At 71.6% G+C, this 16,092-nt stretch carries 10 protein-coding genes and 1 pseudogene; 3 read left to right on the forward strand and 8 right to left on the reverse strand.

Going from position 1 to position 16,092, the window contains the following annotated elements; translation table 11 throughout:
- Nucleotides 1–164 precede the first annotated feature (164 nt).
- A complete protein-coding gene (gene parE / locus ACFFJB_RS07820; protein WP_376830681.1) occupies nt 165–2,267 on the forward strand; it encodes a DNA topoisomerase IV subunit B in 2,103 nt (700 codons plus the stop codon).
- Nucleotides 2,268–2,553: 286 nt separating this feature from the next.
- Nucleotides 2,554–3,960, forward strand: a pseudogene (locus ACFFJB_RS07825) (DEAD/DEAH box helicase); the annotation flags it as partial.
- 1,188 nt (nt 3,961–5,148) lie between these two features.
- Here ACFFJB_RS07825 and ACFFJB_RS07830 read toward each other — a convergent pair.
- Complete coding sequence (locus ACFFJB_RS07830; protein ID WP_376830682.1) at nt 5,149–5,997, reverse strand: NUDIX hydrolase; 849 nt, start codon at nt 5,995–5,997, stop codon at nt 5,149–5,151.
- A gap of 167 nt (nt 5,998–6,164) precedes the next feature.
- On the reverse strand, nt 6,165–6,557 hold the full coding sequence (locus tag ACFFJB_RS07835; protein WP_376830683.1) for a HesB/IscA family protein: 393 nt from the start codon (nt 6,555–6,557) through the stop codon (nt 6,165–6,167).
- A gap of 239 nt (nt 6,558–6,796) precedes the next feature.
- Here ACFFJB_RS07835 and trmFO point away from each other — a divergent pair, with 239 nt between their 5' ends.
- Nucleotides 6,797–8,221 carry a methylenetetrahydrofolate--tRNA-(uracil(54)-C(5))-methyltransferase (FADH(2)-oxidizing) TrmFO gene (gene trmFO, locus ACFFJB_RS07840; RefSeq protein WP_376830684.1) on the forward strand — a complete coding sequence of 475 codons (1,425 nt, stop codon included), beginning with the start codon at nt 6,797–6,799 and terminating at the stop codon, nt 8,219–8,221.
- A gap of 122 nt (nt 8,222–8,343) precedes the next feature.
- On the opposite strand, the gene ACFFJB_RS07845 is transcribed toward trmFO, so the two are convergent.
- From ACFFJB_RS07845 to gyrA, 6 genes are all read right to left on the reverse strand, one after another.
- On the reverse strand, nt 8,344–9,216 hold the full coding sequence (locus tag ACFFJB_RS07845; RefSeq protein ID WP_376830685.1) for a phytoene/squalene synthase family protein: 873 nt from the start codon (nt 9,214–9,216) through the stop codon (nt 8,344–8,346).
- Between the two features lie 73 nt (nt 9,217–9,289).
- Nucleotides 9,290–9,670, reverse strand: a complete 381-nt coding sequence (locus ACFFJB_RS07850; protein ID WP_376830686.1) for an Mth938-like domain-containing protein — start codon at nt 9,668–9,670, stop codon at nt 9,290–9,292.
- A 12-nt stretch (nt 9,671–9,682) separates the two neighbouring features.
- Nucleotides 9,683–10,627: a protein translocase subunit SecF gene (secF, locus tag ACFFJB_RS07855; RefSeq protein WP_376830687.1), complete on the reverse strand. Its 945-nt coding sequence runs from the start codon at nt 10,625–10,627 to the stop codon at nt 9,683–9,685.
- Nucleotides 10,628–10,784: 157 nt separating this feature from the next.
- Nucleotides 10,785–12,398, reverse strand: coding sequence for a protein translocase subunit SecD (gene secD / locus ACFFJB_RS07860; protein WP_376830688.1), 1,614 nt, complete (start codon nt 12,396–12,398; stop codon nt 10,785–10,787).
- Between the two features lie 173 nt (nt 12,399–12,571).
- On the reverse strand, nt 12,572–12,907 hold the full coding sequence (gene yajC / locus ACFFJB_RS07865) for a preprotein translocase subunit YajC (protein WP_376830689.1): 336 nt from the start codon (nt 12,905–12,907) through the stop codon (nt 12,572–12,574).
- A gap of 265 nt (nt 12,908–13,172) precedes the next feature.
- On the reverse strand, nt 13,173–15,956 hold the full coding sequence (gene gyrA, locus ACFFJB_RS07870; RefSeq protein WP_376830690.1) for a DNA gyrase subunit A: 2,784 nt from the start codon (nt 15,954–15,956) through the stop codon (nt 13,173–13,175).
- Nucleotides 15,957–16,092: the final 136 nt, after the last annotated feature.

Here is a 16,092-nt window from a genome sequence, read left to right on the forward strand (position 1 = left end):
CGCGCTCCGGCCTCCCCGGAGACGCTTCTCCTGCGTTTCGTCGCCCGCCTGCGCGCCCCCGTCCTTCGGCGGGCGCGGCGGCCGGCGCCCTGGCGTGATCCTGTCCCGCGCGGCCGGATCATGCTTTCCTTGTCATGGGAACGAATCGGGATCAGATCAGGCACATGGCGGATAACGAAGACCTTTTCGGCGACGGCGCCCTGGCGGGCCCGCAGGCCGGCGTCCGCGGCGGCGGCGTGAGCGGACGCAGCGGAAAGGGTCAGGCGGCCAGAGGCCGCGGCCGGGAGAAGGAGGCGGCGCCCGCGCCCGGCCCGGGCACGCCCGACGAGGCCGGCTACACCGCCGCCGCCATCGAGGTGCTGGAGGGGCTGGAGCCGGTGCGGCGCCGGCCCGGCATGTATATTGGCGGCACCGACGAGAAGGCCCTGCACCACCTGTTCGCCGAGGTCATCGACAACGCCATGGACGAGGCCGTGGCCGGTCACGCCTCCTTTATCGAGGTGGAGCTGGAGGAAAGCGGCTTCGTGCGCGTGTTCGACAACGGCCGCGGCATTCCCGTCGACCCGCATCCCAGGTTTCCGGACCGCTCGGCGCTGGAGGTGATTCTCACCACGCTGCACGCCGGCGGCAAGTTTGATTCAAAGGTGTACGAGACCTCCGGCGGCCTGCACGGCGTCGGCGTCTCGGTGGTCAACGCCCTCTCCGACGTGCTGGAGGTGGAGGTGGCCCGCGGCCAGGTGCTGTACCGGCAGACCTTCAGCCGCGGCGCGCCCCAGACGAAGCTGGAGACCGTGGGCCGCGTGCACAACCGCCGCGGCACCATGGTGCGCTTCCACCCCGATCCGGAGATTTTCGGCCCCGAGGCGAAGTTCAGCCCGCGCCGGCTGTTCAAGATGGCCCGCTCCAAGGCCTATCTGTTCGGCGGCGTCGAGGTGCGGTGGAAGTGCGCGCCGTCGCTGCTGGCCGGGGTGGACAATGTGCCTGCGGAGGCGGTGTTCCGCTTTCCCAACGGCCTGCGGGACTATCTGGCGCGTGAGGTCGGCGGCGCCGTCCAGGTCACCGACCAGATGTTCTGCGGCAAGGTGGAGAAGCCGGGCGGCCATGGCGCGGTGGAATGGGCCGTGGCGTGGCTCGCCGACGCCGACGGCTTCGTCAACTCCTACTGCAACACCATTCCCACGCCTGAAGGCGGCTCCCACGAGCAGGGCCTGCGCATGGCGCTGCTGCGCGGCCTGCGCGATCACGCCGAGCGCATCGGCCAGCAGAAGCGCGCCGCCAGCCTCACCGCCGACGACGTGATGTCCACCTGCGCGGCGCTGCTGTCGGTGTTCATCCGCGAGCCGGAGTTCGTCGGCCAGACCAAGGACAGGCTGGCCACCAGCGAGGCGACGCGCATCGTCGAGAACGCCATGCGCGATGCCTTCGACCACTGGCTGGCGGCGGCGCCGCAGCAGGCGGCGCGCCTGCTCGACTGGTGCGTGGAGCGCGCCGAGGAGCGCATGCGCCGCCGGCAGGAGAAGGAGGTGGCGCGCAAGTCCGCCACCCGGCGCCTGCGCCTGCCGGGCAAGCTCGCCGACTGCACCCTCGCCGGCGCCGCAGGGTCCGAGCTGTTCATCGTTGAGGGCGATTCGGCCGGCGGCAGCGCCAAGCAGGCGCGCGACCGGCGCACCCAGGCGGTGCTGCCGCTGCGCGGCAAGATCCTCAACGTCGCTTCCGCCGGCCGCGACCGGCTGGCCGCCAACCAGCAGCTGGCCGACCTGGCGCAGGCGCTGGGCTGCGGCGCCGGCGCCAGCTACCGCGAGGAGGACCTGCGCTACGAGCGGGTGATCATCATGACGGACGCCGACGTGGACGGCGCCCACATCGCCTCGCTGCTGATCACCTTCTTCTACCGGCAGATGCCGAAGCTCATCGACAACGGCCACCTCTACCTGGCCATCCCGCCGCTGTACCGCATCACCTCCGGCGGCAAGAGCTTCTACGCGCGCGACGAGGCGGAGCGCGACCGCATCATCGCCCGTCATTTCCGGGGCAAGAAGGTGGAGGTGAGCCGTTTCAAGGGCCTCGGCGAAATGATGGCGGCGCAGCTGAAGGAGACCACCATGGATCCGGCGCGGCGCACGCTGCTGCGGGTGCGCGTGCGGCCGGAGCTGCGCGCCGAAACCTCCGACACCATCGAGCGGCTCATGGGCAACAGGCCGGAGGCGCGCTTCACCTTCATCCAGGAGCGCGCGCCCTTCGCCGACGTGGAGGCGCTGGACATCTGACCGGCGCGCGCTTCGCCCGGCCGCCGCGCGGCGGAAGCGGCGCCCCCGCCGGGGCGATTCCCGCGCGCGCCGGCGGCCGCCGGCGGCGTGCGGACGCCGGCGATTTGTGGCGGCGAGGCCGCCCCGCCGGTGAAAGTCGCGGCGCCGTAGCGATATGCGTTGACAAGCTGCGTGTTAATACCATAGTCCGCAGGACGCTGCGCCTCACTGGATGGCTGACATCCGGTCAGTATCCTGTTCTATCGCCTGCCATCCTGGCGGCCCGCAGACGCTCTTCAACGGACCCATGGCATTTTCTGACCTCGGCCTCAGTGGCAAAGTCCTGCAAGCAGTAGCGAAGTCCGGCTACACCGAGCCGACGCCGATTCAGGCTGCAGCGATCCCCCATGTGCTGGCGCGGCGCGACGTGCTCGGCATCGCCCAGACCGGCACCGGCAAGACCGCGGCCTTCACGCTGCCGATGCTGACCCTGCTGGAGACCGGTCGCGCCCGCGCCCGCATGCCGCGGACGCTCATCCTGGAGCCCACCCGCGAGCTTGCGGCCCAGGTTGAGGAAAGCTTCCTCAAGTACGGTTCCGAACACAGGCTGAACGTGGCGCTGCTGATCGGCGGCGTGTCGTTCGCCGACCAGGACGCCAAGATCACCCGCGGCGTCGACGTGCTGATCGCCACCCCCGGCCGCCTGCTCGACCATTTCGAGCGCGGCAAGCTGCTGCTCAGCGGCATCGAGGTGCTGGTGATCGACGAGGCGGACCGCATGCTCGACATGGGGTTCATCCCCGACATCGAGCGCATCTGCAAGATGGTGCCCTTCACCCGCCAGACGCTGTTTTTCTCGGCCACCATGCCGCCGGAAATCCAGAAGCTGGTGGACAACTTCCTCAGCAATCCGGTGCGGGTAGAGGTGGCGCGGGCCTCGTCCACGGCCCAGACCATCACCCAGCTCGCCGTGGCCTCCGGCCCCGAGCCGCACCACAAGCGCGAGACCCTGCGCCGCCTCATCCGCGGCGCGGAGGACCTCAAGAACGGCATCATCTTCTGCAACCGCAAGCGCGACATCGCCGTGCTGCTGCGCTCGATGAAGCGTCACGGCTTCTCGGTGGCCGCCCTGCACGGCGACATGGACCAGCGTTCGCGCATGCAGGCGCTGGACAGCTTCCGCACCAATGAGGTGCAGCTGCTGATCGCCAGCGACGTCGCCGCCCGCGGCCTCGACATTCCGGACGTCAGCCACGTCTTCAACTATGACACGCCGCACCATGCGGAGGACTATGTCCACCGCATCGGCCGCACCGGCCGCGCCGGGCGCAGGGGCACGGCCTACACCATCGTCACCGTCGACGACGCCAAATATGTCGCCGCCATCGAAAGCCTGACCGGCAAGCCCTTCGAGTGGATGGGGCCGAAGCCGGAGGAGCTGCCGGCCGACAGCGCCCCGCGCGAGGCCGCCGGCGAGCGCCGCGGCGACCGGCGCGAACGGGGCCGGCGCGGCGAAGGCCGCAAGGACGCCCCCGCCGCCAGCAAGGCCCCGGCGCCGGAGAAAGCCGAGGCCAGGCCCGCCGCCGCCGAGCCGCAGCAGGCCGCCGCGCCGGCGCGCAACGGCAAGCGTGACCGCGCCGCGGCCCGGCCAGAGCGCGAAGGGGCCGCGCCGGTTGGCTTCGGCGATCATGTGCCCGCCTTCATCCTGACGCCGGCCACGGCGGCGCTGCGCGCCCTCGCCGCCGCAGAAGCGGCCGCCGGCGACGCCCGCGACGCCGGCCCGGTGACGCCAACCGCGATTCCGCCGGCGGACGCAGTTCCGCAGGCGGACGTGGCCGCCGTGGAGGATGATCCGCCGGCCACGGACGAGACGGCCGGGGCGTCCGCGAACGGCGACAGGACCTCCCGCCGCCGCCGGCGCGACCGCCGCCGCCGCAACAGCGACGCCGCTCCGGCCCACGAGCAGGTCAATGACGAGGCTCGTGACGGCGGGCAGCCTCATGACGACGGCGCGGGCGAGACGCGCGCGGGCGATCCGGGCGCGGATGCCGGGCCTGTGGCGGAAGCCGACGGCGCCGGCGTGACCACCCAGGATGAGGCCGCCGTCGCGGCTGACGCCGGGGCCGCAAGCGAGTCCGCCTCCCCGGCCGGCGAGGCGCCTGCCGCGCAGGACGCTTCTGATGCGGAGGCGGCCGCGGAGAACGTCGCCGAAACGCGGCCGGCCCGCCGCCGCTCCAGCCGCCGCAAGGCCGCGGCCGCGCCGGAGGCTGACGGCGCCGCGGCCGGGACTGCGCCGGCCGGGACCGGAGCGACGCCTGAAGCGGAGACTGCGCCGGCGGGGACAGAACCGGCGGCGGAGAAGCCGAAGCGCGCCAGCCGCGCGCGCCGCGCCAGGACCGTCCGTCCGGCTGGAGCGCCGGCGGACGTGACGGACGACGCGGCGGAAGCCGGCGTATCGCAGCAGGACGGGGAGGCTCCGGCGGAGGCCGCGCCTGCGCCTGCGCCCGCGCGCCGCGCCCGGACCAGCCGCAGCCGGGCGAAAGCCGGAGCCGCGCAGCCGGAGGCCGGGACCGGGCGGCCGGAGGAGGCGACGGACGCCGCGGAGGCGGCCGGGGCCGCGCCCGCGCGCCCCTCGCGCACCCGCACCCGCCGCAGCGCCCGCGCCGCCCGCAACGCGGCGGAGGACGGCGACGGGGCCCCGGACGTGGCCAGCGAGAACGCCGGGAGCTGATCTCCCGGCCTTCTCCGCGCCTGCCTGAATGACGGCCCGGCCCCTGCGGCGCGGGCCGTTCTGCTTTCCGGCCGCCGCGGAACGCGGCCGCGCAAACAAAAGGAGCCGTCCCGGGGGGACGGCTCCGTCACGGCGCGCCGCGCTGGCCGGCGCGCGCCCTGCGCAAGGCGGTTATTTCCCGACGCGGAACCTGCTGCCGCCGTATCCGGCCTCGGCGGGGATGTGCAGGTAGACGCCGTCTTCTTCCTTTTTCAGCACCGGGGTGACGGTGACGATCGTGTCGGCGCGGGTGGCGGCGAAGGCTTCCTGCGCCGTCCGGTGCCGGACCAGCTTCCACAGGTTGCGTTCGGTGGGGAAGATCACGGTGTATTTGCCGGTCGCGGCGCCGTCGAGGGCCTGCTGCGCGGTCAGCCACACCGATTCCACGGCCTCATGGCCGTCGTGCAGCGCCAGCTGGTCTTCGGGCGCGACGGCGAGGAAGAACCAGGTGTCGAAGCGCTTGGGCATGCCTTCCGGCGTGATCCAGTGCGCGTAGGGGATCATGGCGTCGGTGGCCAGCACCAGCCGCTCCTCGCGCAGCAGGTCGGCGAAGGAGAGTTCGCCGGCGTTGAGACCGGCGCGCCAGCGGGCTTCGATCGGGGCCAGCTCGGCCGCCGGCAGCAGGCGGCTTTCGCCGGCGCGGCGGGCGATGAGCACGCCGCACTCCTCGAAGGCCTCGCGGATGGCGGCGACGCGGAAGGCCAGCAGCTCCGTGTCCTCAACGCCGCAGGGAGCGCAGAAGGCCGCGTCGGCGGCGATCCCGGCGTCGGCGGGATCAAGGCTGCCGCCGGGGAACACGAGGGCGCCCGAGGCGAAGTCGATCTGGTGGTGGCGCACCACCATGAAGATTTCCGGCGCCGGCCCCGCGTCGCGCAGCAGCACGACGGTGGCCGCCTTGCGGAAGGTGGAGGTTGCGCCGCCTTCGGCGGCCTTCAGCAGGGCGCTGGTATGGGAACGGTCGGGAGATGATGTGGTCGTCATGCGCGCAGATTGGCAGGGACAGGCGCCTGCGCGCAACGGGTGACGCCACATGAAATGTTCGCCGCGCCTGTGCTGGCCGCATGGCTGGCGGCGCGCGCCGTCCGGACAAACGGCCCCGGCCGTCGCAGCCGGCGCCCGCGCGGCGCGTCCGTCGCGCCGGGGCCGCCTCAGCCGGCGGCCGAGCCCAGCGCCTCGGGCGCCTTCGCCGGCGTGAGCGACACCGATTCGCCGCAGCCGCACGCGGAGGTCTCGTTGGGATTGTTGAACACGAACTGCGCCGAGAAACGGTCGGTCCGGAAGTCCATTTCGGCCCCGAGCAGGAACAGGACCGCCGCCGGCTCGACGAAAACCTTCACGCCCTTGTCCTCGACCACCTCGTCGCGCGGGTCGATCTCGCGCACATAGTCCATGGCGTAGGTCATGCCGGCGCAACCGCCCTTGCGCACGCCCACGCGCAGGCCGAGAACCGGCTCCGGCGAATTCGCGACGATCTCCCGGATCCGGGCTGCGGCCGCGTCCGAAATCCGCATGATCTGCACTGGTGAAGCCTGGCGACCCATGACTGATCCTTGGTGTGCGGGCGCGACCGGTGGCCGGCGCGCCGCTGCGTCAGCATGCAAGATAGGAAACCCCGGCCGGTTCGTCCAGGGCGCCGGCGCGGCGACATGGGTTCAATTCCCCGGCTGCATGCTCTAAGGATCGGCGCGACGCGCGGCCCGCCCGCAACCGGCCCGCCGCGCCCTGCCCCCCGCGCCGCGGCGCGGACCGTTTCTCCGCTTCCGACAGGTAACAGCATCGCATGACCGCAAACGCTCCGTCAGCAACGCTTCCCCCAGTCCACGTCATCGGCGGCGGCCTTGCCGGCAGCGAAGCCGCCTGGCGTCTGGCGCGCGCGGGCGTGCCCGTGGTTCTGCACGAAATGCGCCCCGTGCGCGGCACCGAGGCCCACCGCACCGACAGTCTCGCCGAGCTGGTGTGCTCCAACTCGTTCCGCTCCGACGACGCCAGCCAGAACGCCGTGGGCCTGCTGCACCAGGAGATGCGCGCCCTCGGCTCGCTGGTCATGGAGGCGGCCGACGCCAACATGGTGCCGGCCGGCGGCGCCCTGGCGGTGGACCGCGACGGCTTTTCGGCCCACGTCACCCGCCGGCTCATGGAGCATCCGCTGGTCACGGTGGAGCGCGGCGAGATCGCCGGCCTGCCCCCGGCCGAATGGGACGAGGTGATCATCGCCACCGGCCCGCTCACCTCCCCGTCGCTGGCCGGGGCCATCCGCGACCTCACCGGCTCCGAGGCGCTGGCCTTCTTCGACGCAATCGCCCCGATCGTTCACCGCGACAGCATCGACATGTCCATCGCCTGGATGCAGTCGCGCTACGACAAGCCCGGCCCCGGCGGCACCGGCGCCGACTACATCAACTGCCCGCTGGACGAGGCCCAGTACAACGCCTTCATCGACGGCCTGCTCGCCGGCGAGAAGACCTCGTTCCGCGAGTGGGAGCTGGACACGCCCTATTTCGACGGCTGCCTGCCCATCGAGGTGATGGCCGAGCGCGGCCGCGAGACTCTGCGCCACGGGCCGATGAAGCCGGTGGGGCTCACCAACGCCCACAACCCGTCGGTGAAGCCCTACGCCGTGGTGCAGCTGCGCCAGGACAACGCCCTGGGCACGCTCTACAACATGGTCGGCTTCCAGACGAAGCTGAAGCACGCGGCGCAGGTGGCGCTGTTCCGCACCATTCCGGGGCTGCAGAACGCCGAATTCGCCCGTCTCGGCGGCCTGCACCGCAACACCTACATCAATTCGCCGAAGCTGCTGGACGGCCAGCTGCGGCTGAAGGTCCAGCCGCGGCTGCGCTTCGCCGGCCAGATCACCGGCTGCGAGGGCTATGTGGAGAGCGCCGCCACCGGCATGCTGGCCGGCCTGGCCGCCGCCGCGGCGCGCCTCGGCCGGCCGTTCGCGCCACCGCCGCCCACCACGGCCATGGGCGCCCTGCTCGGCCACATCACCGGCGGCCATCTGGAGGCGCAGGAGGAAGGCGCCCCGCGCTCCTTCCAGCCCATGAACGTCAATTTCGGCCTGTTCCCGCCGCTGGAGGAGCCGCTGCGCGACGACCGCGGCCGGCGCCTGCGCGGCAAGGAGAAAGCGGCGGCGAAGAAGCAGGCGCTCACCGACCGCGCCCGCCGCGACCTCGCCGGCTGGATCGCCCGCGGCTTCGCCTGACGCCGCCGGCGGATCAGGCCGCACGGAAAAGGGGCGTCGCCACGGCGACGCCCCTTTTCATTTTCCCGCCCATTCGCCGGTGCGCCGGGCGGACCGCCAGGGCGCCCGCGCCCGCCCGGGAGTCATCCGCCCCATGCGCCGCGGGCGGCGCGCCACAGCCGCCACTGCCGGCGCCACTGGGCCGGCTCGGTCACGTCGGCGAACGGGCGCCAGTCGCCGGAAAGCCGCGCCAGATAGAGCGGCGTGGTCGCCACCGGCAGAAAGGCGGCGTGCACCGCCCGCGGGCTGCCGGAAAGCGCCGCCACGAACTTGCGGTAGTGCTCCTGCGCCAGCGCCCGCATGTCAGCCAGCGCCGCCCGCACCGCCGGCGTGTCGCGGCCGGCGACGATGTCGTCGCGGCTGGCCCCGTGGCGCGCCAGCAGTTCAACTGGCACGAAGCACTGCCCCATGCGGGCGCTCCATGGCAGGCCGCGCAGCAGGCCGGCGATGGCCAGCGCCACGCCGCCATGGCCGGGCGCGTCCCCGCCGCCCGGATCGCCGCCGCCGGCGAGGATCAGGCTGGCGAGGCGCAGCAGCGCCGAGGAGGTCTCGCCGCAATAGCCCTCCAGGCTGGCGACGTCCGGCATCGGATCGTCGTAGAGGTCGAAGGCGCGGGCGTCGAGCAGGTCGAGAAACGCCTGGCGCGGCAGGTCGTAGCGGTCGATGACGTCGAGCAGCGCCGCCGCCACCGGGCTGGCGGCCACCTCGCCCCGCCCCTCGCCGGCGATGACGTCCCGCCACCACTGCAGGCGGATCTCGCCGGCCAGCGGCTGTTTCACCACGGCGCGCACGCGCGCCGCCTCATGGGCGAAGGCATAGAGCGCGAACAGCGCCGGCCGCGCCGGCTCAGGGGCCAGCAGCGTGGCCAGATAGCGGTCGCGCTCGCCGTCGCGGGTCACGTCCTGACAATGCCGGTAGGCCTCTTGCAGCGCTCCGGCGGCCCCTTGCCCAGCCATGTCGGGCTCCAGTCTCCAGTGAGTTCCGGCCGGCGGCCCCCGCCGGCGCGCGGCGCGGACGCGGCGGCGCGCCCTATGGCACGGCGACCAGCGCCGCCGCGGCGCGCCGCCCTTCCGACACCAGAAAATTGTAGGTGCGGGCGGCGGTGGCGGTGGCCATCACCTCCACGCGCAGCCCCGCCTCGCGCAGCTGCGCCAGCAGCGCCGGATCCAGCGGCGTCAGGGTCTCGCCGGCGCCGATCACCATCACGTCAATGGTCGCCGCTTCGGCCACCGCCGCCGCGAAATGGCCGAAGGCCAGGTCGGCGGCCGCCGTCACCGGCCAGGCCCGCACCCCCGAGGGCAGCAGCAGCAGCGAGCCGCGGTGCGACATGCCGGCGAAGCGGAAGCCGCCGCCGCCATAGGCCTCCAGCGCATGCTGGCCGGGAAGAAACCTTTCGCCGTCGCCGGACATGGCGGAGCCGCGTCAGAACGGGCCTTCGACGGCCGGCGTCTGGGCCGGCCCGCCGGTCTTCGCCTTCGCGTCGCGCACGCCGAGATAGAGCAGCGCCGGCGTGGAGACGAACATGGCCGAATAGGTGCAGATGATGACGCCGAACAGCATCACCACGGCGAAGTCGCGGATGGCCTCGCCGCCGAACAGCACCAGCGCCAGCAGCGACAGCGCGGTGGTGGTGGCGGTCATGGCCGTGCGCGACAGCGTGGTGTTGACCGAAAGGTCCAGCAGCTCCTCCAGCGGCATGGTCTTGTAGCGGCGCATCAGCTCGCGGGTGCGGTCGAACACCACCACCGTCTCGTTCAGCGAATAGCCGACGATGGTGAGGATGGCGGCGATCGAGGTCATGTTGAACTCGATGCGGGTGATGACGAAAAAGCCCACCGTCAGCACGATGTCGTGCATGGTGCCGATGATGGCGCCGATGGCGAAGGGCAGCTCGAAGCGGAACCACAGATAGGCCAGCACCGCCAGGATCGACAGCACCACGCCCAGCGTGCCCGACTGCACCAGCTCGCCCGAGACGCGCGGCCCCACGGTCTCGACGCGGCGGAACTCGTAATCCTTCCCGAAGGCGTCGCGGGCCTTGCGCACCACCTCGCCCTGCGCCCCCTCGCCGCCGGGCTGCACCGGCACGCGGATCGACACGCCGCCGGAGCCGAACTCCTGAACCTCTACGCCGCCCTGGCTGAAGCTGTTGGCCACATGGCGGATCGTGGCCACGTCGGCCTGGCCGTTGCGGGCCTGCAGCTCAATGAGCGTGCCGCCGGTGAAGTCAATGCCGAAATGCAGCCCCCAGACCAGCAGCAGCACGGCGGTGGCAACGGAGATCGCCGCCGAAAACGGGAAGCTGATCACCCGGCGACGGACAAATCCAAACCGGGTGTTGTCGGGTACGATGCGGAGCAGGCGCACGATCGTTTACCTTTCTCGGCGTTCCGGAAGCGGCGTGCTGCGGCCGGAACGGATCTGTCTCACGCCGGCGCCCGGAGGCGCCTCCTGCGGTCCGGCGGTCCGGACCATCCGGTGGTTTCAGCGCCGCCGGCCGGCCCGCGGGCCGCCGGCGACCGGCTCAGAACGGCAGCGTCTTCGGCCGCGCGATGCGGTACCACAGGGCGATCATCATCCGCGTCATGGTCACGGCGGTGATCACCGTGGTGAGAATGCCGAGGATGAACACCACCGCGAAGCCGCGCACCGGCCCCGTGCCCAGCAGGAACAGGATGATGGCGGCGATGGCCATGGTGCTGTTCGAGTCGAAAATCGTGGCGAAGGCGCGGGTGAAGCCGGCGTCAATGGCCGAGATGATCGACCGGCCGGCGTGCGCCTCCTCGCGGATGCGCTCATAGATCAGCACGTTGGAGTCCACCGCCGTGCCGATGGTGAGCACGATGCCGGCGATGCCCGGCAGAGTCATGGTGGCGCCCAGCAGCGACATCAGCGCCAGGATGAACACCACGTGGACGATGAGCGCGATGTTGGCGAACAGGCCGAACAGGCCGTAGGTGGCGAACATGAACACGATCACGAAGATCGCCGCCACCCAGGTGGCCTTGAGGCCGGCCCTGATCGAATCCTTGCCGAGGCCGGGGCCGACCGTGCGCTCCTCCACCACCGTCAGCCTGGCCGGCAGGGCGCCGGCGCGCAGCAGCACGGCGAGGTCATTGGCCTGCTGCACGGTGAAGCGGCCGGAGATCTGGCCGGAGCCGCCGGTGATCGGATTGATGATGCGCGGCGCCGAGACCACCTCATTGTCCAGCACGATGGCGAGGGCGCGGCCCACGTTCTCGGTGGTGGCCTGGCCGAAGCGCTGCGCGCCCTTCATGTTGAAGCGGAAGTTGACGATGGGCTCGCCGGTGCGCGGGTCGAAGGAGGGCTGGGCGTCCACCAGGTCCTCGCCCTCGACGATGACGCGCTTCTCCACCGGCACCTGGGCGCCGCCGGCGTCGCGCGAGGGCAGCATGTCGACGTCGCCGCGCGGCGCGCCGGCGTCCGCGACGAACCGGAACTGCAGCTTCGCGGTCTTGCCGAGCAGGTCCTTCAGCCGCTGCGGGTCCTGCAGGCCAGGCACCTGCACCAGGATGCGGTCCGCGCCCTGGCGCTGGATGTTGGGCTCGGTGGTGCCCAGGGCGTCCACGCGCCTGCGCAGCACCTCGATGGCCTGGTTGATGGCGCGCGACACGCGCTCGCGGATGCCCGCCTCGGAGAGGGTGATGCGCACCGCCCCTTCCGGCGTGGTCACGATGTCCAGCGTCTGGCCGCCGCCGGTCCCCAGCAGGGCGTTGCCGATGGGCTGGGAGAGCTCGCGCAGGCGCGGCAGCACCCGGTCGCGGTCGGCGGCGTCGGCGAAGCGCAGCTCCACGCCGCGCGGCAGCACGGCGATGCCGCCCTGCGGCGTCACCCGGCTCTCGCGCAGCACGCGGCGCACGTCGTCGCGCAGCATGGCCACCTGGCTGCGGATCAGGTCGCCGGAATCCACCTCGAGCAGGACGTGCGAGCCGCCCTGCAGGTCGAGGCCGAGCACGATGGCCTTGTGCGGCAGCAGCCAGGCCGGGAACCAGGAAGGCGCGCTCTTCTCGATCGCCTCACGCGTCGCCGGCGACATCAGGTTGGGCGCGGCGTAAAGGAAGCCGAGCGCCGTCAGCACGAGAATGGCGACGATCTTGCCTGTAGAATAGCGAAGCATCGATCAGGAGCTTTCCATCGTCTGGACGCCGGCCCCGCGGGGACCGCGCCGCACTGGTGCAGGTTTCCGGCCGCCGCGCCGCCCCGCCCTTTCCGGGCCGGAGCCGGCGCGCGCCGCGGCCGGCGGCGGGGCCGCGCGTCCCGCCGGGGACGCGCCGCCGTCCGCCCCGCCCGTCACGCCTTGACGGGCTCGGACTTGCTGCGGACCTCGGTCACCATGGCGCGCACGAGGCGCACGCGGACGTTGTCGGCGATCTCCACCTCGATCTCGGGGGAATCGTCGACCACCTTCGTCACCTTGCCGATCAGCCCGCCGGAGGTGATCACCGTGTCGCCGCGGCGCAGGTTCTTCACCATCTCCTGATGCGCCTTCGCCCGCTTCTGCTGCGGCCGCAGGATCAGGAAGTACATGATCACGAAGATCAGGATGAACGGCAGGAACTGCAGCAGCATCTCGGAGCCGCTGGGGGAAGCCGCGCCGGCGGACTGGGCGAATGCAGGCGAAATCACGTGCGGAACACTCCAAAAAATGGGCGGGAGACCGGCGCCGGCGCCCTGGCGCGCCCGGCCGGAAACTGCCGTGTTGCAGTTTCTGACGTTTTGTCAGGCGGAATATAGCGACGGCGGTCCATAAGGCAACGCACGTCGCGGCGGCGCGCCGGGCGGGCCGGAGCCCCCTGCGCCTTACCGGCCCTCGCCGGCCCGGAAAAGGCGCCCGGCGTCGCCGCCGGAAAGACGGCCGCCCCGCGACGGCGCCGCCGCGGGGCGGAATGGTTCAGCCTGCGGCGTCGCCGCCGCCGGCGTCGTCCGGGCCGGGCCCGCCGGCCTCGCCGGAGTCGCCGCCCTCGCCGTCGTCGGTGATGCGCTCCACCGAGACGACGCGCTCGTCGTCGGCGGTGTCGAACACGATGACGCCCTGGCTGCTGCGGCCGACGATGCGGATGCCGTCCACAGGCACGCGGATCAGCTGGCCGCCGTCGGTGACCAGCATCACCTGGTCGGAGTCCTCCACCGGGAAGGCGTCCACCAGGCGGCCGTTACGCTCGTTGACGGCCATGGCGACGATTCCCTTGCCGCCGCGGCCGGTCACCCGGTACTCGTAGGCGGAGGTGCGCTTGCCATAACCGTTCTCCGAGATGGTGAGGATGAACTGCTCGCTGGCGCCCAGGGCGGCGTAACGCTCCTCGCTGAGGCCGCCTTCCCCGACGACGCCGGGCTCGGCGACGTCAGCGGCCTCCTCCGGCTCGCCAGTGGCGGCGCGGCGGGCGGCCGCGGACTGGCGCAGGTACAGCGCCCGCTCCTCGGCGGTGGCGTCCACATGGCGCAGCACCGCAATGGAGATCACCCGGTCGCCTTCGGCCAGGGTGACGCCGCGCACGCCCGTGGAGTCGCGGCCCTTGAACACGCGCACGTCGGTGACCGGGAAGCGGATGCACTGCCCCCCGGCGGTGGTGAGCAGGATGTCGTCCGCCTCGGTGCAGGTCTGCACGCCGACGATGGCGTCGCCCTCGTCGAGCTTCATGGCGATCTTGCCGGCGCGGTTCACATTGGTGAAGTCGGAGAGCTTGTTGCGCCGCACCTGGCCACTGGCGGTGCCGAACATGACGTCGAGGCTGCTCCAGCTGGCCTCGTCCTCCGGCAGCGGCATGATGGTGGTGATGCGTTCGCCCTCCTGCAGCGGCAGCATGTTGACCAGCGCCTTGCCGCGGGCCTGCGGCGGCGCCAGCGGCAGCCGCCACACCTTCTCCAGGTAGACCTGGCCGCGCGACGAGAAGAACAGGATCGGCGCGTGGGTGGAGGCCACGAACAGGCGCGTGACGAAATCCTCGTCACGGGTGTTCATGCCGGAGCGGCCCTTGCCGCCGCGGCGCTGCGCCCGGTAGGTGGAGAGCGGCACGCGCTTGATGTAGCCGGCGTGGGAGACGGTGACGACCATGTCCTCGCGCTGGATCAGGTCCTCGTCGTCCACGTCGGAGGCCCAGTCCTCGATGCGGGTGCGGCGGGGCGTGGCGAAGGCCGCCTTCACCTCGAGCAGCTCGTTGGAGACGATCTCCATGATGCGCTCGCGCGACGACAGGATCTCCAGATAGCCGGAGATCTCGCCGGAAATGGCGGTGAGCTCGTCGCCGATCTCGTCGCGGCCCAGCGCGGTGAGCCGCTGCAGGCGCAGGTCGAGGATGGCGCGGGCCTGGGCCTCGGAGAGACGGTAGGTGTTGTCCTCCTCCAGGCGGTGGCGCGGATCGTCGATGAGGGCGATCAGCGGCGCCATGTCCTGGGCGGGCCAGCGGCGCTCCATCAGCGCCTCGCGCGCGGCGTTGGGGTCCGGCGCGGTGCGGATGAGGTTGATCACCTCGTCGATGTTGGCCACGGCGATGCCGAGGCCGACGAGGACGTGGGCGCGGTCGCGGGCCTTGTTGAGCAGGAACTTGGTGCGCCGCGACACCACCTCCTCGCGGAAATCCACGAAGGCGGCGATGAGCTGCCTGAGATTCATGGTCTCCGGCCGGCCGCCGTTCAGCGCCACGAAATTGGCGCCGAAAGTGGACTGCAGCGGCGTGTAGCGGAACAGCTGGTTGCGCACCACGTCGGCCACGGCGTCGCGCTTCAGCTCGATGACGATGCGCATGCCGTCACGGTCCGACTCGTCGCGCAGGTCGGCGACGCCCTCGAGCTTTTTCTCGCGCACCAGCTCGGCGATCTTTTCGATCAGCGTGGCCTTGTTGAGCTGGTAGGGGATCTCGGTGAAGACGATGGCCTCGCGGTCCTTGCGGATCTCCTCCACCGTGCACACGCCGCGCATGATGATGGAGCCGCGGCCCGTCTCATAGGCGGCGCGGATGCCGGCGCGGCCGAGAATGGCGCCGCCGGTGGGGAAATCCGGCCCCGGAATGTGCTCCATCAGCCCGTCGATGGTGATGTCCGGGTTGCGGATATAGGCCAGACAGCCGTCCACCACCTCGCCCAGGTTGTGGGGCGGGATGTTGGTGGCCATGCCGACGGCGATGCCGCCGGCGCCGTTCACCAGCAGGTTGGGGAACCTGGCCGGCAGCACCACCGGCTCTTTCTCGCGCCCGTCGTAGTTGGGCTGGAAATCGATGGTGTTCTTGTCGATGTCGTCGAGCAGGGCCACGGCCGGGCGGGCCAGGCGCACCTCGGTGTAACGCTCGGCCGCGGCGGGATCGCCGTCGATGGAGCCAAAGTTGCCCTGGCCGTCCACCAGCGGCAGGCGCATGGAGAAATCCTGCGCCAGGCGCACCAGCGCGTCATAGATCGCCGGGCCGCTGTGCGGGTGGTATTTGCCCATGGTGTCGCCGGTGACGCGCGCCGACTTGTTGTACGGCCGGTCCGGCAGATAGTTGGCCTCGTGCATCGCGTACAGGATGCGCCGGTGCACGGGCTTGAGCCCGTCCCGCACGTCAGGGAGCGCGCGGCTCACGATCACGCTCATGGCGTAATCGAGATACGAGCGACGCATCTCGTCGGTCAGCGAGACCGCCCTGATGTCACTGCCGGGGGCATTGTCCGGCGCCCCGGAGCCCTTATGGTCGTCGTCCGCCAAGGTACTTTTCCGATCCTGCGATCCTGGTCACGAAGCTTTCGCTTTATCCGATTCAGACGGCGATGGCCAATCCCGCCGCGCCGCCGCCCGAAGGAAAAAACGCTGGATATTCATATGGGTGCGACGGCGCCCGCCG

Source organism: Camelimonas abortus (assembly GCF_042432745.1).
Classification (GTDB): Bacteria; Pseudomonadota; Alphaproteobacteria; order Rhizobiales; family Beijerinckiaceae; genus Camelimonas; species Camelimonas abortus.